Genomic DNA, 23,543 nt, shown 5'->3' with positions numbered 1-23,543 from the left:
ACCCATGCCGGCCAGGGGTTCGCTGTGCGCGTAATCGAGTAATGATGTAATCAGTCGGCCAGGCACTCGGCCGGCAACTCGAACCAGCGCAGCTCCTCGAACCGTGCGGAGATCCGGTCGCCGACCCGCTGCTCCGGTACGGCCGCGGCGCGGTCGGCCAGCTTCGCGAACAGCGCCCGCGCCACGTCCAGGTACCCGGCCAGGGCGCTCTCCGGAGCCTGCTCGTGTCGGGCCGGGTACCGGAGCACCCCGTCCGGGTCGTACCGCAGCTGATCGAGCCGCAGCGGAGGCTCGATCAGGCCGGCGCGGTGGTGCCACAGCCCGCTGGCCGGATCGAACCGGTAATCCGGCAGCAGCAGCCAGCCGTACTCGGCGATCAGGTTCACCGCGTCGACGATGTACCGCGCGACCGCGTCGGAGATGAAGTACGTGAAGCTGACCCGTACCCAGCCGGGCTTGATGCCCTCGCAGCCGGCGATGATCTCCTGCTCGTACCGGTGCGAGCGCTCCAGGTCGATGCCGAGCAGCCGGTGCCCGTACGGGCCGGCGCACGAGCAACCGCCCCGGGCCTGGATGCCGAACAGGTCGGACAGCAGCGACACCACGAAGTTGTGGTGCAGGTACCGGCCGCCCGGGCGGCGGATCACGAACGACACGATGGACAGCCGCTCGGCGCGCGGGTTGCCGAGGATCTCGATGTTCGGGTTGGCCTGCCACGCCTCGAACGCCAGCCGGAGGGAACGCTCCTCGGCCGCCTTGATGGTCGGCACGCCGACGGCCTGCTTGAGCGCGAAGACCAGACCGGCCCGGATCGACTCGATGATGGCCGGGGTGCCGCCCTCCTCCCGGCGTACCGGATCGGCGATGTACCGGTGCTCCGTCGCGTTGACGTAGTCCACGGTGCCCCCGCCCGGTACCGTCGGCACCCGGTTGCGTAGGAGGTCCCGCCGGACTACCAGCACGCCCGGCGTACCCGGGCCGCCGACGAACTTGTGCGGACTCAGGAAGATCGCGTCCTTCCCGGTGACGTCGATGTCGACGTACGGGCCGGCCGCCGCGAAGTCCCAGAAGGACAGGGCGCCGTACCGGTGGAGCAACTCGGCGATGGCGCCGCTGTCGCTGACGATGCCGGTGACGTTCGACGCCGCCGAGAACGAGCCGATCTTCAGCGGCCGGTCGGCGTACCGGCGCAGCTGCTCCTCCAGGGCGTCGGCCGAGATGTGCCCGTCTGGATCCTCGGGGATGACCACCACGTCGGCCAGGGACTCGCGCCAGGGCAGTTCGTTGGAGTGGTGCTCGAACGGCCCGATGAACACCACCGGCCGCTGCGCCTCCGGTACCGCGGCGGACAGGCCGTACCGGTCGTCCAGGGTGGCGGGGATCCGGATGCCGAGGATGCCGATCAGCTTGTCGATGGCTCCGGTCGACCCCGAGCCGGTGAAGATGATCAGGGTGTCCTCGTCGCCGCCGACCGCGTCCCGGATGATCCGGCGGGCGTCCTCGCGCAGCCGGGTGGTCTGCAGTCCGGTGCCGGACGACTCGGTGTGTGTGTTGGCGTAGCGGGGCAGCACCTCGTCGCGGATCACGTCTTCGATAAACGTCAGGGACCGGCCGGATGCGGTGTAGTCGGCGTAGGTCACCCGCCGGGCGCCGTACGGGCCCCACATGACCTGGTCGTCGCCGATGACGGAGTCCCGGATCCGGGCCAGCAGCGGACTCTCTTCTGGTGCCATGCCGGAATTTCTACCCGGCACACCCGGTGTTTGGCCAGGTGGGGTGGGCCTTGAACGCGAAGCGGTGCCGGACGGCGACGACCTTGTTAGCCGGGTCACGGAAAACGGGTCGGAGATTGTCAGATCCCGGCGGTACCGTTCCTTCACCCCGGAAACAAAGATCGTCGATCAGTTGGGGTGGCATCTCTCCTTATCCCTGGAGGCTGAATGTCCCTACGTCGTCGCGCCCAGATCGCCGTGGGCGCCCTCATCCTGGCGGTGCCCCTCGCGGGGGCGGCATCGCCGGCCTACGCCGATACCACCACCGGCAGCATCAGCGGCACGCTCACCACCACCGACGGCCAGAACCGCACCTACTACGACGTCACCGTGACCAACGACTCGGGCTACTACCAGGACGTCTTCGTCCAGGACTCGGGCACGTACCAGTTCACCAACGTGCCACCGGGGCAGTACACGGTCGAGTACGAGTTCGACGGCGTCCAGCAGTGGTACCACGGCAAGGCCAGCAGGTTGCAGGCCGATCCGGTAACCGTGGTGGCTGGCCAGGACACCGCCATCACCGACACCGCCCTGCCGACCGGCACCCTCGTGGGCACCCTCACCGACCACGCGGGCAACCCGGTCCCCGACGCGACCGTGTGGGCGAACGACCCCGGCCGCGCACTGAACGCGACCGGCTTCACCGACCCCGACGGCCACTTCAGCATGAACGCGATGCCCGGCGACTACGAGATCGAGTTCAGGCCGTCGCAGTACCCCACGCTCGACCTGTACGACTCGGGCACCCAGATCCCGACGAAGTTCACGGTGACCGCGGGCGACACCACCACTGTCGACGAACAGTTGCCGGCGACCGGATCGATCAGCGGCCACTTCAGCGATGAGCACGGGCAGCCGGCGGCAAACGTGACCGTGAACGCCTACCGGAACGACGGTTCGGGCGGGTTCACGACCACCGACGAGAACGGTGACTACACCTTTCCGTACCTGTACGTCGGGTCCGGATATCTCGTGTCCTTCCAACCGCAGGCCGGCTGGGAGCAGTACGCGTACGGGGCGACGGAACAGGCGGACGCCACCAGGTTCGAGGTGACCGAGGGCGGGAACACCGTCGTCAATGACCAGGCTCTCGGCACCGGATCGATCGCGGTGAGCGTGAAGGACTCGGTGACCGGCCAGCCCATCGCTGACTTCTGCGCCAGTGTCGGCTCCTCGAGCGCGTGCAGCGACGGCAGCGGGCAGGCGACTCTGACCGAGGTGCGGGGAGGCACACAGAGCCTCTTCGTCTACGACACCGCCAACAAGTACCTTCCGGTCTACAACCAACCGGTGACCGTCGTCGCTGGGCAGACCACTGCGGTGACGGTGGCGCTGGCACCGGGTGCGTTCATCGACACCGTGGTCGAAGACGCCAGCACCGGGGCGCCGGTCTCCGGCGTGTGCGTGGCGCAGTACGGCGGGACGTCCTTCGTGGCCGTCGACGGTTTCGGATACTGCAGCGACAGCCAGGGCAAGGTACGCATCGGACCGATCGCCGCCGGCAGCTACCGGCTCTACGCCGACACGCACGCGTTCCAGGTCTCCGGCGATTACGGCGATCAGTGGGTCGGCGCGAACGGCGGGACCGGCGTGATGGCTCAGGCCGCAGTCACCAACGTGAAGGCGGGCAAGGAGGTGAACGGTCCGGTGATCCGGCTCGACCCGCCGGGCACCGTCACCGGTGTTGTCACCGACGGCGGCACCGGTCAGCCGGTGGCTGGTGCGACCGTGACCAACAGCGCCATCGGTTCGGGGTCCGGAAGCACCTACCGCTCCACGGAGACCAACGCGACCGGGCACTACACGCTGACCGGCCTCGGCCCGTACGCCTGGCCGCTGCTGGTCACCCCGGAGTCGTTGCCGTACCAGTGGACCGGCGGGGTGGCCAACCGCACCCGGGCCGCCACGGTCACCGTGCCGGCCGGCGCGACGGTCACCTACAACGACACCCTCTCCGACGGGGTCACGGTCAGCGGCACCGTGCGCCACGCGGACGGCACCCCGTACAGCAGCGGGCGGATCACCGCGTACAACGTCGGGACCGGCGACCCGATCGGCGTGGCCCAACTGGGTTCCGACGGCACGTACCATCTGCCGCTGATCGGTTCGCAGAACGTGAAGCTGTACATCGAGAGCTATACCTCGACCCGGGACCGCGGCTGGTACGGCGGCACGGATTTCGCGTCCGCCACACCGGTCGACGTGCCGGTGCACAAGGACCTGAGCCTGAACATCACGATGGGCTGAGGCGCACCACTCTTGGCGGGGCCGCCGGTTCACCCGAACCGGCGGCCCCGCTCCTTACCCGGCAAGGATTCTCAACTGCCGCCGACCTGGAACTCCCACAGCGAGTACCCGTACTGGGTGGCGCGTTGGGTGCCGTACATCCGGATATATCGGCCGGTGCCGTTGACCGAGAGGTCGTCGACGCCGCCGTCCCCGGTCGTGGTGGAGTAGATGGTCGTCCACGTGGAACCGTCCTGCGAGGTCTGGATCTGGTACGCCCTCGCGTACGCGGCCTCCCAGTTCAGGGTCACATGGTTGATGGCGTACGACCGGCCGAGGTCGACCCGGAGCCACTGCGGGTCGCTGAACGCGCTCGACCACCGGGTACCGGTGTTCCCGTCGGTCGCGCTGGCGGCCGGGGTACCCGCGTTCTCGGTGGAGGACGCCGTCGTCGGCTTGCCCTGGGCGATGTTGGTACCCGGTGGAGGCGTACCGCCGCCGCCCGGCGCCTTGTTGTAGACCGCCACCCAGTCGATGTTCATCTGGCCGCCGGAAACGGTGGAAGCGTTCGGGCCGCCCCCGAACGCGGCCGGGAACCCGCCGCCCATCGCCAGGTCGTAGATGATGAAGAACGGGTGGTCCACCGCGTTCGCCCAGGTGGTCGCGTCCACCCGGTTCGAGGAGATGGTGAAGTAGTTGTTGCCGTCGAGGTACCAGCGGATCTGCTCCGGCGACACCGACCGGTCGATCTGTACGGCGTAGGTATGGTACGCGGTCTGGCATCCGCCGCAGGCGCGCTCGCCGCTGCCGATGCCGGTCGACTCGTTGCACACGCCGCCCGGGTTCGTGCCGCAGTGCAGCGTGCCGAAGACCGAACTGCGCCCGTTGATGTCCTCAAGGATGTCGACCTCACCCGAGGTCGGCCACGGCGTACCGGTGCGCAGCGGCGAGCCGAGCATCCAGAACGCCGGCCAGTACCCGGCGCCGTTGGAGGTGTTCACGTTGGGCTGCTGGATCGACGACTCCATCATCACCACGCCGCCGGGCGGTGCGCCGAACGTGGCCGCCTGAGTCTCGACGCGCCCCGACGTCCAGCCCGAGGTCGGGTTGGTACCCGAGTGCAGCGCCTTGAGAACGAGGTGCCCGGCGCCGTCCTGGTACACGTTCGCCGTGCTGTTGGTCATGGTCTCGATCTCACCGGTGCCGAAGCTGCTGCCCGGTCCGGTGTCGTACTTCCAGGTGCCAGTGTTCAGGCCGGTACCGGAGCCGCCGGTGAAGTCGTCGCTCCAGGTGAGGCTGAACCCGGACGGGGGAGCCGGTACCGCGGCCGCGGCCGGTTGCCCGGTGGCGACCGTGGTGACCGCCGCGGCGGCGCCGGCGAGCACCAGGGTTCCGGCGACCAGTACGAGAGTGGAGGCGCCGGCCCCCAACCGCGAGACGATCCTGCGACGGGCGCGGCCGTTGCCCGGATCGTTGAATGTTCGGCTGTCTGACATGGTTCTCCCTCATGTCGATGAAATTCGCTCCGCGTCCGGGGTGGCCCGCGGGCGCGGTTGACTACCCGGTCCGCGTGCGCAGCGGTCGCGAACGAGCCGCACGGTGCGGTCCGGCTGAGCCGCTCGGGCGTCCGGCTCAGCCGGCCGGGGCGATGGCGCGTCGGGGCGATGGCGCGTCGGGACGATGGCGCGTCGGGACGATGGCGCGTCGAGGCGATGGCGCGGCGGGATGCGCGTCAGCGCCGGAGGTGACGATGGCGTCGGGTGCCAGGCGGAACCGGCGCCCGAGCTGGCGATGACTTGTCAGCGCCGTGCGGATCGGCGTCGGGTACGGGCCGGCCGGTCATTGCCGAGCCAGTGCCGTCGTTCCCGGCTGGTCGCGGTGCCCGACGCGCGAGTCGGCACACGGGAACCGGGCGCCGGTGAAGCGGTCGGGTGACGGACGTCGGTTACGCGGGCGGCGGACGGCGCAGCAGCGCCGGAGGGGACGGTCTCACGGCTTGTCCTGCCTGTCGATGATGGGAGAGCGCTCTCTGTTGGTACCGGTAGTTCTACGCCCGCCGCCGAACAGTGTCAAGTATGTCGATGTTTCAACGATTGTGTTAGCGAGGTTACGGCCGGTACCGGCGGAGTCGCCGACGTCGCCCGCTCCGATGACTTTGAGAGCGCTCTCTTTGCGATCGGTCGGCGGGCCGGGTCCGAAGCAGCCCGGGGTCCGAAGCAGGCCGCGATCCGAGGCGGGCCGGGTCACCCCCAGTCGGGCTCCTCGTCGTCGTATCCGGCGTCCGGCTCCGGTTGCCGGTCCGGCATCGGGCGCAGGTTCAGGTGCTCCAGCCGGTGCGCGATGCCGCCCGGGCGGCGGCCGAACTCCCGGGCCAGGGCGGCGACGTTGGGCTGCGTCCGGTACCGCTCGATCAGCCTCGCCTCTTCGGCCGTGGTCCATGGCTTGTACGCGTTGGGATACCGGCGCCGGACTTCCTCGAACTCGACGGCCTTGCCGGCGTTCGTCTGGCCGAGCACCGAGGCGACGGCCCCGAACAACGACGTCAGCGCCTTCGACGCGGACAGCAGGTCGGTCGCCGCGAGGGTACCCGTGAGGATGCCGCACCGTTCACCCTCGCCGTCCTCGATGGCGAGGTCGACGGTGACGTCGCCACCGTACCGGTAGCTGGCCCGTACCCGGATCGTCCTGTCGTCGACGACCACCTCACGCGTCACGTCGACGTGCTCGTCGCCGCCCTCATCCATGCGCATACCCTTTAGGACCCGCACCGGGCGGCGACGGACGCCTTACAGTTCGCTTACGCGGCGAACCACCGGTCCCGGCCGGGGCTCACGCCGCCGTGCCGAGAAGGTCGGGGAGTTCGGCGACCGTGATGACGTCCGCCTGCCGGGGGAAGACCTTCTGCGTCAACACGTCATGCACCTCGCGGTCGGAGTCCGCGCTGCCGTCGGACAGCACGAAGACCCGGTAGTCGCGGTCTGCCGCGTCGCGCACCGTGGAGAGGACGACGCCACTGGTGCTGATGCCGCCCAGGATCAGGGTCGTCACACCCCGGTCGCGCAACTGCCGGTCCAAGTCGGTGGTGGAGAACGCGCCCACCCGGGTCTTCCGTACCACGATGTCGCCCGTGCGCGGCGCTACGTCATCGTGGACGGCCGACTCCGGAGCCGCATTGTGCAGGTAGTTCCCGCCCGAGAGCCTGGCGAACGTCTTGTTCTCCGGCGGGATCGCCGCGTAGTCGGCGTCCTCGAAGGCCACCCGGACGTAGCCGACGTGCGCTCCCCGGTCGCGTGCGGTGGCGATCGCGCTGGCCAGCCGGGTCAGCAGCGCGTCGGCGTCCGGGAAGGAGCCGAGAATCGCGGGCTGGAGGTCCATCACGAGCAGCGCGGTCTGCCGGGGATCGACGGTGGACTCGTTCACGGGTACTCCTTGAGGGTGGTCGCGGTCGGTGGACGGGGGCGGTGCGGGATCCCGCAGCCGGCGGTCGGCCAGGGTCATGAGCAGCACGACGGCGGCGACCGCCGCCAGGATGATGGCGGTGACGTGCAGGCCGTGGTCGGTGACTCTGGTGCGGAACGCGATGCCGGTGAGGGTGGCCGAGGCGATCGACCCGATATAGCTGAACGTGCGGAACAGGCCGGAGGCGGTACCGACCTGCTCGGGCGGGGCCTGCGCGTACAGCGCGGTCTGGTTGCCGACTGAGGTGGTACCGATGGTGATCCCGAAGACCAGCGTCACGCCCACGAGCAGGATCGCCGGACTGTGGCTGGTGAAGAACAGCACGCCGACCGAGCCGGCCAGCATAGCGGCGGCGGCCGCGATCAGCGGTGCGCGCACCAGATTGCGCCGGGACACCGGCCGTGAAATGACGGCCGCCAGGGCACCCATCGGCAGGATGAGCAGGCCGGCCTGCTCGGCGGAGTAGCCCCGGCCGGCCTCCAGCCACTGGCTGATGCCGTACAGCACGGTGTAGACGCCCAGCAGGGTCAGCCCGCTGCGGAGGTAGGTCCGGGTCAGAGCGGCGTTCGCGATCAGCTGGCGCACGTCGAAGAACGGAGTCGCCGCGCGCAGCTCCCAGCCGACCAGTGCGGCGCCGACGACGACCGCCACGGCCAGCGCGATGTAGTCCGGGTGCGGCAACGACATCAGGAAGACCAGCAGAGCGGTCATCGCGCCGCCGAAGCCCGCGATGCCGGCCACGTCGATGCGGGACGCCACGTCGCGTACCCGCATCGGGCCGTCGACCGGACGGTCGTGGGGGATCCAGTACGCGGCCATGGCCAGCGCGACGAGCGTGATCGGGATATTGATCAGGAACGCCGCCCGCCAGCCGAACGCGCCGACGAGCAGGCCGCCGATGGGCGGACCGACCGCGATGGTGGACAGCCCGGCGATGGCCAACCCGCCCAGTACGCCGCCCGGCGGGGCGTCCAGGCCGGCCCACGCCGCCCGGCGGCGGATCAGCAGCATCGCGGACGGGTACCCGGCCGACGTGCCGATGCCGATGAGCACCCGCGCCACGACCAGCATCGCCAGGTCCTGACTCAGCCCGCCGAGCACGCCGCCGGCCAGCACGATGACGATCCCGGTCAGGAAGACCCGGCGCGGACCGAGGACCTCGGACAGCTTCCCGGCCGTCGGTTGGGCGATCGCGCTGGCCAGGTACAGCGCCGAGACCAGCAATGCGGTGCGCCCGACCGAGACGTGCATGGCCACGGCGATCGGTACCAGCGCCGTCGCGATGACCGAGCTGTTGATCGGGTTGAGTGCGGAGCCCAGGAACAGCGGGGCGACGAACTTCCACCGGAACGCGTCGGCCCGGTCGAGACCACTCGGAGTGCTGGTCGACAGCGTCATTTGATCTCGAGGTCCGGACGCAGGTCGGCCGCCGCCAGCCGCTCTAACAGCTCGATCGCCGTCTCGAGGGCAGCCCGTTCCCGCGGGCTCACGATCGTGTCGATCGCTCGGGTCAGCCACGCCTCACGCGACATCAGCAGCGACACGTACAGATCGCGGCCGGACTGGGTGACGCTGATCATGACCTTGCGGCGGTCACTGACGCCCGGCGCGGTCTGCACCAGGCCCGCCTCCTTCAGGGGCGCCACGCTCTGCGCGATGGCCTGCTGGCTCACATGCTCGGCGGCGGCGAGCGAGGCTGCGGTGGTCGGGCCGCCGTCGACGAGGCGCTGGAGGAGTGCCAGCTGGGTGAGCGTGAAGCCGGTGCGGGTCATCCCCGCCTCTTCCCGCAGCCGGGAGCGCAGTCGCTTCAGCGCCACCGACAGCCGTACCGCGACTTCGGCCGTGCCCCGGTCCTTCTTCGGCTCGTCCACGCCTCCCAACGTACTAGAAAGACAAGCCACTTGTGTAATCCTCTTGTCGAATCTTGGCAGTCGGTGCTCAGCTGGGCGCAGCGCGGCGAATCGGGCTCGGGTACCGCGATGGGCGAGTCGTGCAGCTTGAGCCCTGTGCGCGTGCCATCTGCCGGGATGCGCCTGGGGCAATCGAGTCGCCCGGCCTGGTGGGTGTGCCTGGCGTTCGACACCGATCACGACGCGATCTGGCGGCGACTGAGCACGCCCAGTCGGCGTCAGGCGCCCAGCTTGTGCTTGACCGCGTTCACGAATGCCGGTGAACCGGACGAGCCCCAGTAGACAGGCCGGCCGTGAGCGGTGAGCTGGCTCTCGGCCACACTGCCACGGGTGCTGGCTCCGTTGAGGACGAGGTCGCGAGTTGCCTGCGAGTGGGCCAGGGCCAGGACAGCCGAGTCGCCGTCCTTCGTGGTGCAGTCGAAGGAGATGCCGTCCGGCAAGACTCGCTGGTGGGTGACCGACGTGCACAGGCTCGCGATGGGGCCACTGGAATGCGTCATGAACCCGAGTACGAGCGGGACCACGACCGTCACCACTCTGACGCCGATGATGCCGAGAAGCCACAGACCTCGATGACGACGGAACGAAAGAATGAATGCGTTGCGCTGGCCGGGCTGCTCAGAAGCAGGCATGGTCGCATTTTATCCGTCCCGACACGGCCTCTCGGAGTCTGAGACGCGGCCGCGTCAGGCCAGCTTGGCTATGGGGGTTTCAGGCCAGCGCCAAGGGCAGGGCGAGGATGGCGAAGCGGATGACTCGTCCGAGTAGGCACGCCGCGGCGAACTCGCAGCGTCGAAGGTCGGCGGTACCCGCAGCGAGACTGACCGCGGCCAACGGTGGGATGCCGGTGGCGGCCGAGACGAACACGGTGGGCAGGCCGGTCCTGCGGCGGGAGAGCCAGCGCCGGATGGAGCCCGCCCACCGGGAGGCCCGGGCCGCCGCGCGAGCCGATCGCGGTCCACGCGCGATCCGCCGGGCGAGCCGTCCCGTGGCCCGGCGGGCGGATTCGAACAGCAGCAGCTTGCCGGCCGTCTGCCCGAGCGCCAGCCCGAGCACGGCGACCGCGACGTGGCTCCCGTGCGTACCAGCGACCACCGCGAAGGCTTCGGCGTTGACGAGCGGGACGACGGCCGAGGCGAACCCGTAGCCGAGCGCGATGACGGCCTCCAGCAGACCGCTCACGCCCGACCCTGCCGGTTGAGCAGCTGGGCCACCTCGCCGGCCGACCATAGCTTCACGAGGAGGATCGCGACGGCGACGCCCAGCGCGACCTTGTACTGTCCACATGCGACAGTGACGATGACTCCCGCACTGTTGACGCCCTTCGCCAGCGGCGACCAGTTCAGCGCCCACACCCGCCGGTCGACCAGCTGGAAGTAGTTGGGGCCGAGCACGGGCCAGCACAGGAACGACAGCGACAGCATGGTGTCCAGCACCATGAACGACAGCAGGAAGACGACGGCCACCACGGCGACGTCGGGTACGAGAGTCACGAGAGTCAGACACAACACGGCGGTGCACGCGCGATCGCTGACGATGTCGAACACCGCGCCGGCGCGGGTTTCCTGCCGCAACCGCCGGGCAGTCCAGCCGTCGAGGATGTCGCCGACCCAGTAGCAGCCGTAGGCGAGCACGAGCAGTTCCATCGAGCCGGTCACGAGGGCAGCGACACCAACCGCGACGGCAGCTACCGTACGGACAGCAGTGATGACGTTGGGTAGCGTCCGGAGCGGGCCGATCCGGATAGTGGTGCGGAACTCGGTAGCAGTCACCCCGGCAGCGTCGCGTCGCGGATACCTCCCGCGGAACGGGCCGGGGTACCGACGTGGCCGGGGCGGCGGCACCGGGGTGCCGGTCGACCCGGTACCTGGGTACCTGGTCAGGCGGCGTTCGGGTCGCGGAGACTGGGCGGGTGGTCATCGAGGTGCAGGAGCGGTTGCGTAGACCGGAGAACGTTCGCCGGCTCGCGTACGGCGCCGCGGGCATGCTCGTCGCCCTCGTGCTCACCACCGTCGACGGAGGCATGTCCGTTTCGCCCGGCTGGGTATGGCCGGTGCTACCGGTCGGCCTCCTAGCTGTCGCGCTTCGGCCGCGGTACCGCGCCATCGTCTTCGCCCTCTGCGCCGGGTTCGTGGCGATCGTGAGTACCGGCGAATCGGTCCAACTGGGCCTCGCCGTCGCCGCCCTCGTCTTCCTTTCCACCTGCGAGGACCCCTCTGAACACCCCTGGCTCGGCTGGTCGGGTGGTCTGATCGGCGCGATCGGCGCCCTGACGTACGCGCTGCTTGACGGGCGGGGTCTCTACGAACAGCCGGTGATCTTTGTGGCCGCCGGTTATCTGCTCGCGGCCCTGCTGAGGTCCTGGTCGCGCCGGCGCATCCTCAGCCGGGAGACGAGCCAGCTGCGCGACCAGGCGGCTTGGCTGGAACAGCGCACCAACCTCGCCCGCGAGCTGCACGACGTTGTCGGTCATCACGTCACCGCGATGGTGGTCCAGGCCGAGGCAGGCCAGTTCAGCGACGACCCCGCCGCGGCGCTGCGGGCCATCGCGGACAGCGGCCGCACCGCACTGGGCGAGTTGGACACCCTCGTCACGCACCTGCGGGACCCGAACGCGGCGATCGTGGTGAGCGCGCCGCCGCGCCTGTCCGACATCGACGAACTGCTCGCCGAACCGTTACGCCAGCAGGGCCTGACCGTGCGGGTGACCCTCGACTCCGCCCCGGGGCTGGACGAGATCGGCACGTTGACGGTCTACCGCATCGCCCAGGAAGCGCTCACCAACATCGCCCGCCACGCCAAGGCCACCGCCGCCTGGGTCGATCTGGTCCGCGTCGGCGACCGCGTACTCCTGCGCGTCAGCGACGACGGCATCGGCCCACCCCGCGCACCCGGCCGTGGCTCCGGCCTGCTCGGCATCCAGGAACGCGTGCGCGCCTGCGGCGGCAGTTGGAACCTCAGCGAACGCCCCGGCGGCGGCACCATCCTCGAAGCCAACCTGCCGGCGGGCGCGCAGTGATCCGGGTCGCGATCGCCGACGACCAGCACCTGGTGCGCGACGGCTTCAGCCTCATCCTCCGCTCCCAGCCCGACATCGAGGTCGCCGCCGAAGCGGCCGACGGCCGGCAGTTCCTCGACGCCGTACGCGCAGACCCCGGCATCGACGTCGCCCTCGTCGACATCCGCATGCCGGTCCTCGACGGCCTGCGAGCCACTCGCGAACTCGCCACGATCCCGCACGCCCCGGCCGTCATCGTGGTGACCACCTTCGACGACGACGCCTACGTCCTCGACGCCGTCGCCGCCGGCGCCCGTGGCTTCCTGCTCAAGCGGTGCAGCGCCCACGACCTGATCGCCGCCGTCCGCACCGTCGCCGCCGGGGAGGCGATCCTCTCCGCCGAGGTCACCGGCGCCGTACTCGACCGCCTCCGTGCCACCGGTCCCGGCCCGCGCGTGGACCTCACCGCCTGTCAGCTCACCCACCGCGAGACAGACGTACTCGCCCTGATCGGCGCCGGCCTGAACAACACCGAGATCGCCGCACGCCTCTACCTGTCCATGAGTACCGTCAAGACCCACGTCACCAACGTGCTGGCCAAGACCGGCAGCCGAGACCGCGTGCAGGCCGCCATCCTCGCGATCCGCGCGGGCCTGACGTCTTGATGGGTGCGATGAAGATAGCCTCGAGCGATGCCGAGCTTTGAGATCACTCCGATTGGTACGGTCCGGAACGACCGGACGGATGTCCAGAACACGGATAACTGGGGTGCCGTCCGCAGCACCATCACCGTCGACGAGCGCTTCGGCGACGCGTGCCTCCAAGGTCTGGAGGGCTTCTCCCACGTGGAGGTTCTCTTCGTCTTCGACCAGTTCCCGGAGCTCGGCGATTACCGCGAACCCCGCCCGTATCGCGGCCGCGCCGACCTCCCGCCCGTTGGCGTGTTCGCCGGCCGCGCCCCCCGCAGGCCGAACCGCATCGGGGTAACGTGCTGCGCCATCGAATCCGTCCACGGTCGGGAATTGACGGTGGTCGGCCTCGACGCGGTCTCGGGCACCCCGGTCATCGACCTGAAGCCGGCGATGGTGGAGTTCTCACCGGTGGACATCAAACAGCCGGACTGGGTCAGCTCCATGATGTCGGAGTACTTCCAGCCGTAAGCGTCCTTCGGCTGGCGCGGCGCCGGGTCAGGAGCCGTCGTACTCGTCGACGTCCACGACGGCGCCCGTCAGAGCCAGGAACGCAAGAGCACGCCGGTCCAGCACCCAGCCGAGAAAGTTCCGGTCAGGCACATCACCACCAGCCACCGCCGGCGTGTACCACCGGACGATCTCCAGGCACGCGGCCATGCTCGGCTCCTCAGCGTCAGCGTTGGATCGAGCGACCAATTCACCGATGCGACCTGCGTACGGTTCAAGCCGGTCGAGTACCTGATTGATCTGCTGATCCAAGAACAGCTCGGCGTCTCGACAGACGACCATCCGTCCATGGGTGCGAGGGATTGGAATCTCGGGTAGCCGGCTTCATCTTCGGCCCCGGTCGAGGCGTCTGCCGGTCTGACTGATTTGCGGACCCCGTGCGGGTTCTTCGCGTCCGACAGGTACTGCTTGGTGGCAGCGTTCGCCGTCGGGCAACCGGGAGTGATCGGTTAGATCAGCGGGACCGGTAGGCGTCGGCTCGATGCTCGACCGCGGTGACGGTGACAACAAGGTTCTCGTCATCGACCTCGTAGAGAACCCGGTACGTGCCGCGTCTGGCCGACCAGGTGCCCTCGAACGGCGGCAGGAGCAGGGGTTTCCCGACGCGATGGGGGTCATCGAGCAGGGTGGTGGTGACGAATTCATAGACCGCGGTCGCCACCTTCTCGGGTAGCCGGCCAGCCAAGGCCCTTGCCGCCGGTCCGGCGATGCGAAGCTGATAACGGGGCGGGGACGCGGATCCCGTCACTTCGCGCGCCGTGATCGCTTCGCGATGAGAGCGGCGAGGTCATCAGCGTCGAGAACGTCGCCGGCCTCGATGGCCGCACGAGACTCAGCGAGCTGCCGCATGGCCTCCGGGCTGGTCAGCACCTCCAGGGACTCCTCAAGCGCGGCCAGGTCGTCGGCCGACATGAGTACGGCGACGGGATGGCCATGCCGGGTGATTTCCACTCGCTCGTGCGTCCTTGCCACCTCGTCGATCAGCTCGGACAGCCGGTTGCGGGCGTCGGTGAAGGGAAGAACAGTCATGCTCAAAGTATAGCCAGTAAGTGGCGCGAAGTTTGGGCAGTCTTGGCGACCGGCAGTTGATCGTGCGGATCTGGTCCATCGCAAGAAGCGAGGCCATCAGAAACCCCGATGGCCTCGCCCGCTGAGAAGATCCGAGCCGGCTAGTGCGAAGAACCCACCCGTGCCACGCCGACCGGGCAGGTCATGCCGTTCGGGCCGTGGTTGCAGTACCCGTACGGGTTCTTCGCGTCCGACAGGTACTGCTGGCTGGTAGTGGTGTCCTCGGCGTCATAATTCCGCCGTCCAAGGGGTCCACGTGCCAACTACTCCTGATTGTTGCGGTCCCTAGCGTCTGAGGTCTGACGTAGACCGATCGCGGCTACGGGCGTTGGGCGTAGTCGCCTTGCCGCAGCCGAGCCCTTGACGTACGATTTCTTGTACGTACAGAATCTTGTACTGATTCGCGCCGGGGGGACACGTTGAGGACCATGACCTACTCGGAGTCGCGTGCTCGGTACGCCGAGACGCTCTCCGCCGTCGCAGACGACCGCGAGGAGGTCGTCATCACCCGTGCTGGCCACGAGCCCGTCGTGATCGTATCGCTGGATGATTACCAGTCGCTGAAGGAGACCGCGTACCTGCTGCGGAGCCCAGAGAACGCTCGTCGCCTGCTTGCCGCCATTGACCGTCTCGAAAACGGCGGTGGAGTTGTTCGCGAGCCGATGGAGTGAAGCTCGTCTGGGACGAGAACGCCTGGGAAGACTACGTCTGGTGGCAGGCCCAGGACCGCAAACTGCTCAAGCGCATCAACGTGCTGCTCCAGGACATCTCCCGTAATGGCAACGAGGGCATCGGCAAGCCGGAGCCTCTCAAGTATGGGTTCCAGGGCTACTGGTCTCGCCGGATCAGCGACGAGCATCGCTTGATCTACAAGATCGTCGAGGATGAGATCCGCATAGCTCAGTGCAGATACCACTATTAGCGGCCGGTTTGGGGTCGACTGGCAACAAGGCCGTTAGAGGCCGAACCCGCCGCACTGATAAAGCATGCCTGCGGCCAGTCCGAATACCCGGCCAGCCGCGAGACCAACCACGAGACCCGACGATGCCCGACTGCGGAGGAACAGGGACAAAGTCAGGGGCAGTGCGACGCAGATGCCCAACAACATCAGCTCCGCGGAGCCGTACGCGAGCACCGAGGGTACGAGCACCCCGAATTTCTCACCGGCATCGAGGTCAGCATTCGGGCCACCGCCGTTAGCGATAGCCACGGCCATGCTGGCCCAGACAGCAATGCCTTGCCCTGCAAGGGGGACAACCAGTCCGGCAACCATGGGTATGGTGATCTTCACCGGGCGAGTGTGGCAGAAGTCGACTCCCGATGGGCGGCGGCTTGGGGCCATTTTCTGGAGACGGCGCCGTGGCCGAAGGCTCTCACCCTGCTGATCAGCCCCGTCGGTGTACTCCTCCTGTCCCCTCGTCTTTATTCTGCTGGGAGAAGGGCAGATGGGCGAGGTTCAGAAGCGGCTCATGCGAGGATCGCACCCGGCGGGGCGGCTCTTCCCTTGGAAGCTGTACAGCAATGGAGTCAGGTCGCGGCCGATCTGGCCGATCGCATCCGCGCGGGCGGGTCAACCCCAGGTACCCAGCTGCCGCCGTACCGCGTCCTCGCCGAGCTCTACGGCGTCGCCTTCTCGACCATCGCCCGGGTGATGACCCTGCTGTGCGGGCGGCACGTCGTCGTCGGCGTCCCCGGCCGAGGAGTCTTCGTCCCAGACGAGCCGGCGAAGGACAAGTAGACCCGTTGTCCCGCAACGAAACAAGGCCACCGGGTAACCCGATGGCCTTGTCAGCTAATAGAAGCAGAACCGCTTAGTGGTCAGAGCCCACCCGTGCCACGCCGACCGGGCAGGTCATGCCGTTCGGCCCGTGGTTGCAGTACCCGTACGGGTTCTTCACGTCCGACAGGTACTGCTGGTGGTAGTTCTCGGCGTAGTAGTACGAGCCCAGCTCCCGGATCTCCGTCGTGATCTCGCCGTGCCCGGCCGCCCGTACCACCGGGGCGAACGCGTCCCGCGACGCCCGAGCCTCGGCCAGCTGCTCCTCGGTCGTCGTGTAGACCGTTGACCGGTACTGCGTACCCACGTCGTTGCCCTGGCGCATGCCCTGCGTCGGGTCGTGGTTCTCCCAGAACACCTTGAGCAGGTCGGCGTACGCGACCTTGGTCGGGTCGTACACCACCTCGACCACCTCGGCGTGCCCCGTCAGGCCCGAGCACACCTCTTCGTACGTCGGATTCGGAGTGATCCCACCCGCGTAACCGACCGACGTCGAGATGACCCCCGGCACCCGCCAGAACAGCCTCTCCGCTCCCCAGAAACAGCCCATCCCGAAGACGGCCACCTGGGCGCCGGCCGGCCACGGCCCGCGCAGCGGCGTGTCGAAAACGGTGTGACGCGCCGGCAGCGGGGTTTCGAAGTCCCGGCCCGGCAGAGCCTGCTCGGCGGCCGGCAGGTCCAGCTTCTTGTAACGCGCAAACACAGTGGCGCTCCTTTCAGCCTCCACATTCAAGGCCGCCTGGCCCCGGGGTATTCCAAGGGCCGGCGAAGGCTGGGGGCGGTCAGGAGGCCGGTAGCGCCGCTCGGATCTTCTCCGCGATCTCGGTCGCTTCGAGATCGGCTCCATACTTCGTACGGGGCCAGAAGAAACCTCGCAGCCCGTCCTTGCGGCGGCGGGGCACCACGTGGGTGTGCAGGTGGGGGACGCTCTGGCTGACGGTGTTGTTCATGGCGACGAAGGTGCCGTCGGCCTCAAGTCCGGCCTGGACGGCAACCGCGACCCGCTGAACCAGGCCGAAATATCCCGGAATCTGCTCTTTGGGAAGATCGGGCAGCGTCTCGATGTGATCGCGCGGGATGACCAGCGTGTGACCGGGGAAGACCGGCCGGAGATCGAGGAACGCCAGCCCCGCGTCCTCGGATGCGATCATGAACGCCGGTACCGATCCGGCAACGATGCCACAGAACACGCAGTCAGCCACGGCCCGACCTTACGGCGTCCGGGCGCCGTCCTTCCGCCAGGCAGCGCAACCGTCGCCCAGGAAGCCAGCCACGCAACCGCCGCCTGGGAAGCCCAGCCACGCAAGCGCAGCCCGGCAGGCAGGACGGCGCGAGCCGCTGCCCAGGGGTCGGCCGGGCCGCCCAACCGCCGACCGTAGAGAGGCGGACGGAGCAACCGCCGCGTCCCGCCCATCGGTCTGGGCTCCGACCACTAATCTCGCAAGAATGACCTACGGCTTCGACACCCTGGCCATTCACGCCGGCCAGGAGCCCGACCCGCGCACCGGCGCGGTCGTACCGCCGATCTTCCAGACCTCTACCTACGCACAGGACGCAGTCGGGGCTCCCCGGCTCGGATACGAATACTCCCGCAGCGGCAACCCGACCCGCGACGCGCTCCAGGACTGCCTCGCCGCCCTGGAGGGCGGCCGGACCGGGCTCGCGTTCGCCAGCGGCCTGGCGGCCGAGGACACTCTCCTGCGCGCCGTCTGCCGCCCCGGCGATCATGTGCTGATCCCGGACGACGCGTACGGCGGTACCTTCCGGCTCTTCGCCAAGGTGGCCGAGCGTTGGGGGCTCACCTTCACCGCGGCGCACCTGTCCGACGTGGACGCGGCGCGCGACGCGATCCAGGAACGGACCCGGATCATCTGGGTCGAGACTCCGACCAACCCGCTGCTCGGCATCGTCGACATCGCCGCACTCAGCCAGCTCGCGCACGACAACGACGCGTTGCTGGTCGTGGACAACACGTTTGCCAGCCCGTACCTTCAGCAGCCCCTCGCCCTCGGTGCCGATGTGGTCATGCACTCCACGACGAAGTACGTCGGCGGTCACTCCGATGTGGTCGGTGGCGCACTGATCGTGAACGACGACGAACTCGGCGAGACCCTGCGGTACCACCAGAACGCGATGGGCGCGATCGGCGGCCCGTTCGACGCCTGGCTGACCCTGCGCGGCCTGCGGACCCTGGGCGTACGAATGGAACGGCACTGCGACAACGCCGAGCGGATCGCCGAGTACCTGAGTCGTCACGCCAGGGTGTCCTCGGTGCTGTACCCGGGCCTGCCCGAGCATCCCGGTCACGAGACGGCGGCCAAGCAGATGCGCCGGTTCGGCGGCATGGTCAGCTTCCGGCTGGCCGACGAGGAGACGGCGATCGCGGTGTGCAACCGGGCACGGTTGTTCACACTCGGCGAGTCGTTGGGCGGAGTTGAGTCGCTCATCGAGCATCCTGGTCGGATGACTCACGCCAGTGCCGCTGGGTCCGCTCTGGAGGTACCGGGTGAACTGGTCCGCTTGTCTGTCGGTATCGAAACGGTGGATGATCTCCTGGCGGACCTGGAACAAGCACTCGCCTGAGACACGCCGTAACGGGTCCGGCCCCGTCGCCGGCCCGCGATGATGCCGCCGGAGGTTGCCATGTGGAACGAGTCGGGCAGCTGGGTGGGTGCCACGGCCAAGGAGATCTCCCGGGCGGTTCGCCGTGGTGACACCTCCGCGACCCAGGTTCTAGCCGATCACCTGGACTACATCCGGGCTCAGGAGCCGGTGGTCAACGCGTTCCGGGTGTTACGACCCGAGGCGGTGGCCGAGGCCGAGGCAGTCGACGAGCAGGAGGACCTGGGCGAGTTGCCGCTGGCCGGCGTGCCGATCGCGGTCAAGGAGAACACCGCCGTGGTCGGGCTGCCCACCTGGTGCGGCTCGGCCGCCGCGCGGCGCGAGGTCGCCGAGACCGACCACGAGGTGGTACGGCGGCTTCGCGGCGCAGGCGCCGTGGTCGTGGCCACCAGCCGGATGCCGGAGCTGGGCATCTGGCCGATGACCGACGACGACACGGCGGTGACCCGGAACCCGTGGCGGACCGACCGGACGCCCGGCGGTTCGTCCGGTGGTGCCGCCGCGGCGGTGGCTGCCGGCCTGGTACCGATCGCGCACGGCAACGACGGCCTGGGTTCAGTCCGGATCCCGGCGGCGTGTTGCGGGCTCGTCGGGATCAAGCCGGGGCGCGGCGTGGTACCGGCGCAGCTGCCGGGCGGGGACTGGTACGGCCTGGTCGAGCACGGCATCCTGGCCACCACGGTCGCCGACGCGACGGTCGGGCTGGCTGTGCTGGCCGGGTGGCGCCCGCCGCGGCTGACCGAGCCGCAGACCCTGCGTGTCGCGGTGAGTTCGCGCAGCCCGGTCCGGGGCATCCGGGCGGACCAGCCGGCACGTGCCGCGCTCGCCTCGGCGCAGCGGCTGCTGTCCGGTGCCGGGCACACCACGGTCGAGGCGGACCCGACCTACCCGGTGATGCTGGGCCTGCGCACGATAGCGACGTGGTTCGCCGGAGCGCACCAGGACGCGAGCGAATCCGGCCTGGATCCCGCGTCGTTCCAGTCGCGCACCCGCCGGCACGTCGCCCTGGGCGGGTGGATCTCGCGACGCGGCTGGGTGCGGGAGCAGGACCGGGACGCGTGGCGCGCGTCGTGTGAGGCGTGGTTCGCCAAGGGGTACGACGCCCTGCTCACCCCGGCACTGGCCAGCTCACCGCCGCCCGCGGTGGACTGGCACGCCCGGTCGTGGTCGAGCAACCTGCTCACCGCGCTGCGGTTCGCACCGTTCGCGGCACCGTGGAACGTCGCCGGCTTCCCGGCCGTGGTCGTACCGATGGGAGTACGACCGGACAAGCTGCCGGTCGCCGTACAACTGGTCGGGCCGCCCGGTTCCGAGCTGACCCTGCTGGCCCTGGCGGGTCAGCTCGAGCAGGCGTCACCGTGGCTGCGGCACGCCCCGGGGTGGCCGCGCCGTGGCTCCACCGCCCCGGCTACCGGCCAAACGGCCGGGTCACCATCAGAATTGTGATCAGCACGATCAGCAGCAGGACGAGTCCGCCGGAGCCGGCGATCCGGCCGGCGACGGCGTCCAGCCGCTGCTTGGCGACCAGGTCGCCGGTCGCCATCGGGGGCGCCGCGACCTCTTCGGTCTTGTTTTGCTCGCCGGACTCGGGGGCGGGAAGTCTCTCCGGGACGATCTGCTCGATCATCGCCGCCGCCCGGCGGATCGCCGGCACCGTGTAGCCGGTGGCCACGCCCATGGTGACGACGTAGAGCGTCAGCGAGATGATCACCCAGGGGGTCCGGAACGTGTACCGGTCCGAACTGGACAGTGCGCCGACGCCCAACAGCGCCACCAGCAGCGAACCCAGTCCGAAACGCGCCATGAGCCGGGCCGCGGCCCGGGTGTCTTCCGCATCGTGCCGCCGGATCGCCCGGTGACCGAGGAAGGCGGCCAGCGCGAACGGCCCGATGAGCAGGACCGCCGCAAGCACGTGCAGGGTCACGATGAGTTTGTACACGCGGTCGATCCTAGGCCCTGTCCCGTCGATCGCTCGCGGTCCGGCGCGGCCCGCGGTGCCGGGGTCGTGCCCGTTTCCGCCGCCCGAGGCGCCGACGCGCGCCCCCTGGCATGCCGGCGGCCGGGGCCGCTCGGGGGGCTCCCGTACGTGATGCCCGTCGCGCCGGCAGGGCCGGGGCCGGTCGCGGGTGCGACGATCTGCGCATGACACCGGACCTGGTGACGATCGAGAACGTGGAGGAGGCCCGCGCCCTGCTGGCCGGCGTGATCCGCCGGACTCCGCTGGAGCCGTGCCGTCCCCTGACCGCGAAGCTGTCCGGCCCGGCGTGGCTCAAGTGTGAGAACGTCCAGCGGGCCGGCTCGTACAAGGTGCGTGGGGCGTACACCCGGATCGCCCGGCTCAGCGCCTCCGACCGGGCCAGTGGCGTGGTCGCGGCCAGTGCGGGCAACCACGCCCAGGGCGTCGCGCTGGCGGCCGGGCTGCTCGGTACCAGTGCCACCGTGTTCATGCCGGTCGGCGCCCCGCTGCCCAAGGTCGCGGCCACCAAGGGGTACGGCGCCGAGGTGCGCCTGGTCGGTACCACCGTGGACGAGTCCCTGCTGGCGGCGCAGGAGTACGCGCACAGTACCGGCGCGGTGTTCATCCACCCGTTCGACCACCCCGACGTGATCGCCGGCCAGGGCACCGTGGCCCTGGAGATCCTCGAACAGTGCCCGGACGTCAAGACGATCATCGCGGGGGTTGGTGGCGGCGGCCTGATCTCGGGCATCGCGGTTGCCACCAAGGCGTTGCGTCCGGACGTACGGGTGATCGGCGTGCAGGCTTCGGGCGCGGCCGCCTACCCGCCCTCGCTGGCTGCCGGCTACCCGGTGCGGCTGCCACAGTTCACGACGATCGCGGACGGGATCGCGGTCGGCACCCCGGGCGACGTCACGTTCGCGCACGTCAGCAAGCTGGTCGATGACGTCGTCACGGTCTCCGACGAGGACATCTCCCGGGCGCTGCTGATGCTCATGGAGCGATGCAAGACGGTCGCCGAACCGGCCGGCGGGGTCGGGGTCGCCGCGCTGCTGGCCGAGGCGGCGCAGGTCGAGACTCCGGTGGTGGCCGTGCTGTCCGGCGGCAACATCGACCCGCTGCTGATCCTGCGGGTGATCGAGCATGGCCTGGTCGCCGCCGGGCGGCACCTGCGGTTCACCGTCCGGTGCACCGACCGGCCGGGGCAGCTGGCCACCCTGCTCGCCCAGATCGCGGAGCAGGGCGCCAACGTGGTCAATGTGGAGCACCAGCGCCGCGACCCCCGGCTGCGCCTGGGCGAGGTCGAGGTGGACCTGTCCGTGGAGACGAGGGGAGCGGAGCACTCCGATCGGCTGGTCACCGCGCTGCGGTCGGCCGGGTACACAGTGACCTTCGGTATCTGACCGGACCCGCGCAGGCCCGGTCAGACGTTGGTTCCGGTCAGCCGCCGAACGGCTGGAAGTTCACCACCGTGACCATGATGTCGGCGCCGCTCGGGGCCGTGTAGGTGACCGACTCGCCCGGGCGGGTGCCGAGGATCGCTTGACCCAGCGCCGATTCCGGGCTGTAGACGGTCAGTTCGGTGGTCGAGGCGATCTCCCGGGACCCGAGCAGGAACGTGTCGGTGTCGTCCTTGTCCTCGTCGAAGTAGATCGTCACGACCATGCCGGCCGCGACCGTGTCCGCCTTGGGGGCCTCGCCGACCTGGGCGTTGCGGAGGAACTCCTGGAGGTACCGAATGCGGCCCTCCTGCTTGCCTTGTTCCTCCCGGGCAGCGTGGTAGCCGCCATTCTCCTTGAGATCACCCTCTTCCCGACGGGCATTGATCTCGGCGGCAATCACCGGCCGGTTCGCGATCAGCTGGTCGAGCTCGGCCTGCAGCCGGTCGTAGGCTTCCTGAGAAAGCCAGGTGGCTTCGCGATCGGTGGTGGACACGCGCGTTCTCCTCGGGATGGACAATCGGAATCTTCTACGGTACCAGCGCTTCGGTAACCCAGGGGTTACCGAACGCGCTCCGCGTCGCAATTACCCCGCTGCGCTACAGCCCAAAACAGTGACGTTGTACGCCCGGGCCGTCGTCGTCAGCGTGTAGCTGCCCCGCACGTCCGAGCCGGCCGGTACCGACACCTCCGCGTACCCGACCTCGCTGGACCTCTGGTCGGTCGCCTGCAGCCGGCAGGTGGCCGGGTTCGTGTCCGCCTTCCCCACCTCGTACCGCACGTCCACCTGTTGATCGTTGATGACCGTGAAGCCGGTCACAACCGACTGGTAATTAGACGAGTCGGCGTACTGGTCATACAGCCTGAAAGCCAGCCACAAGCCCGCGACCAGGACCGGTGCCAGCAGCAGCCACGCCAGCCAGCGGCGACCGCGCCGCGGATCGCGGCGGCGGCCGTATCGGCCGGGCGGGAATACTGGCGCCGTTTCGGTGGTCACGATGATGCGGGCCTCAAAGAGTTGTCGGACGTGTAGGCAACAATTGTCGGGTCCATCATGGCAGGCGTCCGTGCCCGGCACGTGTGGTGCCCGGTGCGGTGAGTATGAGGAGCTTC

27 protein-coding genes and 1 pseudogene are annotated in these 23,543 nt (G+C 69.2%); 10 read left to right on the top strand and 18 right to left on the bottom strand.

The features are described 5' to 3' along the window. Nucleotides 1-50: 50 nt before the first annotated feature. Nucleotides 51-1,733, bottom strand: a complete 1,683-nt coding sequence (locus tag Raf01_RS01240; protein WP_203915796.1) for an aminotransferase class V-fold PLP-dependent enzyme — start codon at nt 1,731-1,733, stop codon at nt 51-53. A gap of 207 nt (nt 1,734-1,940) precedes the next feature. On the opposite strand from Raf01_RS01240, the gene Raf01_RS01235 reads away from it, so the two are divergent. After that, nucleotides 1,941-4,022, top strand: coding sequence for an MSCRAMM family protein (locus tag Raf01_RS01235; protein ID WP_203915795.1), 2,082 nt, complete (start codon nt 1,941-1,943; stop codon nt 4,020-4,022). Nucleotides 4,023-4,093: 71 nt separating this feature from the next. Here Raf01_RS01235 and Raf01_RS01230 read toward each other — a convergent pair whose 3' ends face one another. The 7 genes from Raf01_RS01230 to Raf01_RS01200 form a co-directional block, all read right to left on the bottom strand. Then, nucleotides 4,094-5,497, bottom strand: a complete 1,404-nt coding sequence (locus tag Raf01_RS01230) for a discoidin domain-containing protein (RefSeq protein WP_203915794.1) — start codon at nt 5,495-5,497, stop codon at nt 4,094-4,096. 747 nt (nt 5,498-6,244) lie between these two features. After that, a complete protein-coding gene (locus Raf01_RS01225; protein ID WP_203915793.1) occupies nt 6,245-6,745 on the bottom strand; it encodes a hypothetical protein in 501 nt (166 codons plus the stop codon). 85 nt (nt 6,746-6,830) lie between these two features. Then, entirely contained in the window at nt 6,831-8,858 is a 2,028-nt protein-coding gene (locus tag Raf01_RS01220; protein ID WP_203915792.1) for an MFS transporter, read from the bottom strand. Then, nucleotides 8,855-9,331, bottom strand: coding sequence for a MarR family winged helix-turn-helix transcriptional regulator (locus tag Raf01_RS01215; RefSeq protein ID WP_203915791.1), 477 nt, complete (start codon nt 9,329-9,331; stop codon nt 8,855-8,857). Before Raf01_RS01215 ends, Raf01_RS01220 begins: the two co-directional genes overlap by 4 nt. Before the next feature lie 257 nt (nt 9,332-9,588). Continuing rightward, the gene (locus tag Raf01_RS01210) at nt 9,589-10,002 is read right to left on the bottom strand and encodes a hypothetical protein (protein WP_203915790.1); all 414 of its coding nucleotides are present in this window, start codon (nt 10,000-10,002) and stop codon (nt 9,589-9,591) included. A gap of 79 nt (nt 10,003-10,081) precedes the next feature. Next, nucleotides 10,082-10,552 (bottom strand): VTT domain-containing protein, encoded by a 471-nt coding sequence (locus Raf01_RS01205; protein ID WP_203915789.1) that lies wholly within the window; start codon nt 10,550-10,552, stop codon nt 10,082-10,084. Next, on the bottom strand, nt 10,549-11,142 hold the full coding sequence (locus Raf01_RS01200) for a CDP-alcohol phosphatidyltransferase family protein (protein WP_203915788.1): 594 nt from the start codon (nt 11,140-11,142) through the stop codon (nt 10,549-10,551). The genes Raf01_RS01205 and Raf01_RS01200 overlap by 4 nt, the downstream gene beginning before the upstream one ends. 140 nt (nt 11,143-11,282) lie before the next feature. Between Raf01_RS01200 and Raf01_RS01195 the strand changes: the two genes are divergently transcribed. From Raf01_RS01195 to Raf01_RS01185, 3 genes are read left to right on the top strand one after another with little or no spacing between them, the layout of a single operon-like run. Then, nucleotides 11,283-12,389: a sensor histidine kinase gene (locus Raf01_RS01195; protein ID WP_203915787.1), complete on the top strand. Its 1,107-nt coding sequence runs from the start codon at nt 11,283-11,285 to the stop codon at nt 12,387-12,389. Next, on the top strand, nt 12,386-13,033 hold the full coding sequence (locus Raf01_RS01190) for a response regulator transcription factor (RefSeq protein WP_203915786.1): 648 nt from the start codon (nt 12,386-12,388) through the stop codon (nt 13,031-13,033). Before Raf01_RS01195 ends, Raf01_RS01190 begins: the two co-directional genes overlap by 4 nt. 27 nt (nt 13,034-13,060) lie before the next feature. Then, nucleotides 13,061-13,528 (top strand): SAM-dependent methyltransferase, encoded by a 468-nt coding sequence (locus Raf01_RS01185; protein WP_203915785.1) that lies wholly within the window; start codon nt 13,061-13,063, stop codon nt 13,526-13,528. Between the two features lie 27 nt (nt 13,529-13,555). On the opposite strand, the gene Raf01_RS01180 is transcribed toward Raf01_RS01185, so the two are convergent. From Raf01_RS01180 to Raf01_RS01165, 4 genes and pseudogenes are all read right to left on the bottom strand, one after another. Continuing rightward, nucleotides 13,556-13,819: a DUF4279 domain-containing protein gene (locus tag Raf01_RS01180; RefSeq protein WP_203915784.1), complete on the bottom strand. Its 264-nt coding sequence runs from the start codon at nt 13,817-13,819 to the stop codon at nt 13,556-13,558. A gap of 202 nt (nt 13,820-14,021) precedes the next feature. Beyond that, nucleotides 14,022-14,315 (bottom strand): type II toxin-antitoxin system RelE family toxin, encoded by a 294-nt coding sequence (locus tag Raf01_RS01175; RefSeq protein ID WP_239133280.1) that lies wholly within the window; start codon nt 14,313-14,315, stop codon nt 14,022-14,024. Next, entirely contained in the window at nt 14,312-14,596 is a 285-nt protein-coding gene (locus tag Raf01_RS01170) for a type II toxin-antitoxin system Phd/YefM family antitoxin (protein WP_203915783.1), read from the bottom strand. Before Raf01_RS01170 ends, Raf01_RS01175 begins: the two co-directional genes overlap by 4 nt. 140 nt (nt 14,597-14,736) lie before the next feature. Continuing rightward, a pseudogene (locus Raf01_RS01165) lies at nt 14,737-14,889 on the bottom strand (peptide-methionine (S)-S-oxide reductase MsrA); the annotation flags it as partial. 174 nt (nt 14,890-15,063) lie between these two features. Between Raf01_RS01165 and Raf01_RS01160 the strand changes: the two are divergent. Both Raf01_RS01160 and Raf01_RS01155 read left to right on the top strand, forming a co-directional pair. After that, nucleotides 15,064-15,306 (top strand): type II toxin-antitoxin system Phd/YefM family antitoxin, encoded by a 243-nt coding sequence (locus Raf01_RS01160; RefSeq protein ID WP_239133279.1) that lies wholly within the window; start codon nt 15,064-15,066, stop codon nt 15,304-15,306. Then, nucleotides 15,303-15,557, top strand: a complete 255-nt coding sequence (locus tag Raf01_RS01155) for a Txe/YoeB family addiction module toxin (RefSeq protein ID WP_203915781.1) — start codon at nt 15,303-15,305, stop codon at nt 15,555-15,557. The genes Raf01_RS01160 and Raf01_RS01155 overlap by 4 nt, the downstream gene beginning before the upstream one ends. A gap of 33 nt (nt 15,558-15,590) precedes the next feature. Here the strand turns inward: Raf01_RS01155 and Raf01_RS01150 are convergent, their stop codons facing one another. Beyond that, on the bottom strand, nt 15,591-15,926 hold the full coding sequence (locus Raf01_RS01150; RefSeq protein WP_203915780.1) for a hypothetical protein: 336 nt from the start codon (nt 15,924-15,926) through the stop codon (nt 15,591-15,593). A 213-nt stretch (nt 15,927-16,139) separates the two neighbouring features. Between Raf01_RS01150 and Raf01_RS01145 the strand changes: the two genes are divergently transcribed. Continuing rightward, complete coding sequence (locus Raf01_RS01145; RefSeq protein ID WP_203915779.1) at nt 16,140-16,373, top strand: GntR family transcriptional regulator; 234 nt, start codon at nt 16,140-16,142, stop codon at nt 16,371-16,373. 73 nt (nt 16,374-16,446) lie between these two features. On the opposite strand, the gene msrA is transcribed toward Raf01_RS01145, so the two are convergent. Beyond that, nucleotides 16,447-17,115, bottom strand: coding sequence for a peptide-methionine (S)-S-oxide reductase MsrA (gene msrA / locus Raf01_RS01140; RefSeq protein WP_239133278.1), 669 nt, complete (start codon nt 17,113-17,115; stop codon nt 16,447-16,449). Nucleotides 17,116-17,194: 79 nt separating this feature from the next. After that, nucleotides 17,195-17,602, bottom strand: coding sequence for an HIT family protein (locus Raf01_RS01135; RefSeq protein ID WP_203915868.1), 408 nt, complete (start codon nt 17,600-17,602; stop codon nt 17,195-17,197). A 256-nt stretch (nt 17,603-17,858) separates the two neighbouring features. Here Raf01_RS01135 and Raf01_RS01130 point away from each other — a divergent pair, with 256 nt between their 5' ends. Further along, on the top strand, nt 17,859-18,995 hold the full coding sequence (locus tag Raf01_RS01130; protein ID WP_203915777.1) for a cystathionine gamma-synthase: 1,137 nt from the start codon (nt 17,859-17,861) through the stop codon (nt 18,993-18,995). 60 nt (nt 18,996-19,055) lie between these two features. Then, entirely contained in the window at nt 19,056-20,480 is a 1,425-nt protein-coding gene (locus Raf01_RS01125) for an amidase (protein ID WP_373319424.1), read from the top strand. Here the strand turns inward: Raf01_RS01125 and Raf01_RS01120 are convergent. After that, a complete protein-coding gene (locus Raf01_RS01120; RefSeq protein WP_203915776.1) occupies nt 20,443-20,973 on the bottom strand; it encodes a DUF2269 family protein in 531 nt (176 codons plus the stop codon). The two genes, Raf01_RS01125 and Raf01_RS01120, sit on opposite strands and share 38 nt — an antisense overlap. 203 nt (nt 20,974-21,176) lie before the next feature. On the opposite strand from Raf01_RS01120, the gene ilvA reads away from it, so the two are divergent. Next, entirely contained in the window at nt 21,177-22,394 is a 1,218-nt protein-coding gene (gene ilvA, locus Raf01_RS01115; RefSeq protein WP_203915775.1) for a threonine ammonia-lyase, read from the top strand. A gap of 37 nt (nt 22,395-22,431) precedes the next feature. On the opposite strand, the gene greA is transcribed toward ilvA, so the two are convergent. Together greA and Raf01_RS01105 are read right to left on the bottom strand one after the other, a co-directional pair. After that, nucleotides 22,432-22,926, bottom strand: coding sequence for a transcription elongation factor GreA (greA, locus tag Raf01_RS01110; RefSeq protein ID WP_203915774.1), 495 nt, complete (start codon nt 22,924-22,926; stop codon nt 22,432-22,434). A 90-nt stretch (nt 22,927-23,016) separates the two neighbouring features. Then, complete coding sequence (locus Raf01_RS01105) at nt 23,017-23,427, bottom strand: DUF4307 domain-containing protein (RefSeq protein WP_203915773.1); 411 nt, start codon at nt 23,425-23,427, stop codon at nt 23,017-23,019. Nucleotides 23,428-23,543 lie beyond the last annotated feature (116 nt).

This window comes from Rugosimonospora africana, from assembly GCF_016862975.1.
In the GTDB taxonomy this organism is placed as follows: domain Bacteria; phylum Actinomycetota; class Actinomycetes; order Mycobacteriales; family Micromonosporaceae; genus Rugosimonospora; species Rugosimonospora africana.
Note: the sequence above shows the minus strand (reverse complement) of the source record. Positions and strands in the feature narration are given on the sequence as shown.

Bases quoted from the DNA above. Each gene is read 5' to 3' on its own strand.
- Raf01_RS01240 (WP_203915796.1), bottom strand. From the start codon at position 1,733: ATGGCACCAGAAGAGAGTCCGCTGCTGGCCCGGATCCGGGACTCCGTC.
- Raf01_RS01235 (WP_203915795.1), top strand. From the start codon at position 1,941: ATGTCCCTACGTCGTCGCGCCCAGATCGCCGTGGGCGCCCTCATCCTG.
- Raf01_RS01230 (WP_203915794.1), bottom strand. From the start codon at position 5,497: ATGTCAGACAGCCGAACATTCAACGATCCGGGCAACGGCCGCGCCCGT.
- Raf01_RS01225 (WP_203915793.1), bottom strand. From the start codon at position 6,745: ATGGATGAGGGCGGCGACGAGCACGTCGACGTGACGCGTGAGGTGGTC.
- Raf01_RS01220 (WP_203915792.1), bottom strand. From the start codon at position 8,858: ATGACGCTGTCGACCAGCACTCCGAGTGGTCTCGACCGGGCCGACGCG.
- Raf01_RS01210 (WP_203915790.1), bottom strand. From the start codon at position 10,002: ATGCCTGCTTCTGAGCAGCCCGGCCAGCGCAACGCATTCATTCTTTCG.
- Raf01_RS01185 (WP_203915785.1), top strand. From the start codon at position 13,061: ATGCCGAGCTTTGAGATCACTCCGATTGGTACGGTCCGGAACGACCGG.
- Raf01_RS01170 (WP_203915783.1), bottom strand. From the start codon at position 14,596: ATGACTGTTCTTCCCTTCACCGACGCCCGCAACCGGCTGTCCGAGCTG.
- Raf01_RS01160 (WP_239133279.1), top strand. From the start codon at position 15,064: ATGACCTACTCGGAGTCGCGTGCTCGGTACGCCGAGACGCTCTCCGCC.
- Raf01_RS01130 (WP_203915777.1), top strand. From the start codon at position 17,859: ATGACCTACGGCTTCGACACCCTGGCCATTCACGCCGGCCAGGAGCCC.
- Raf01_RS01125 (WP_373319424.1), top strand. From the start codon at position 19,056: ATGTGGAACGAGTCGGGCAGCTGGGTGGGTGCCACGGCCAAGGAGATC.
- ilvA (WP_203915775.1), top strand. From the start codon at position 21,177: ATGACACCGGACCTGGTGACGATCGAGAACGTGGAGGAGGCCCGCGCC.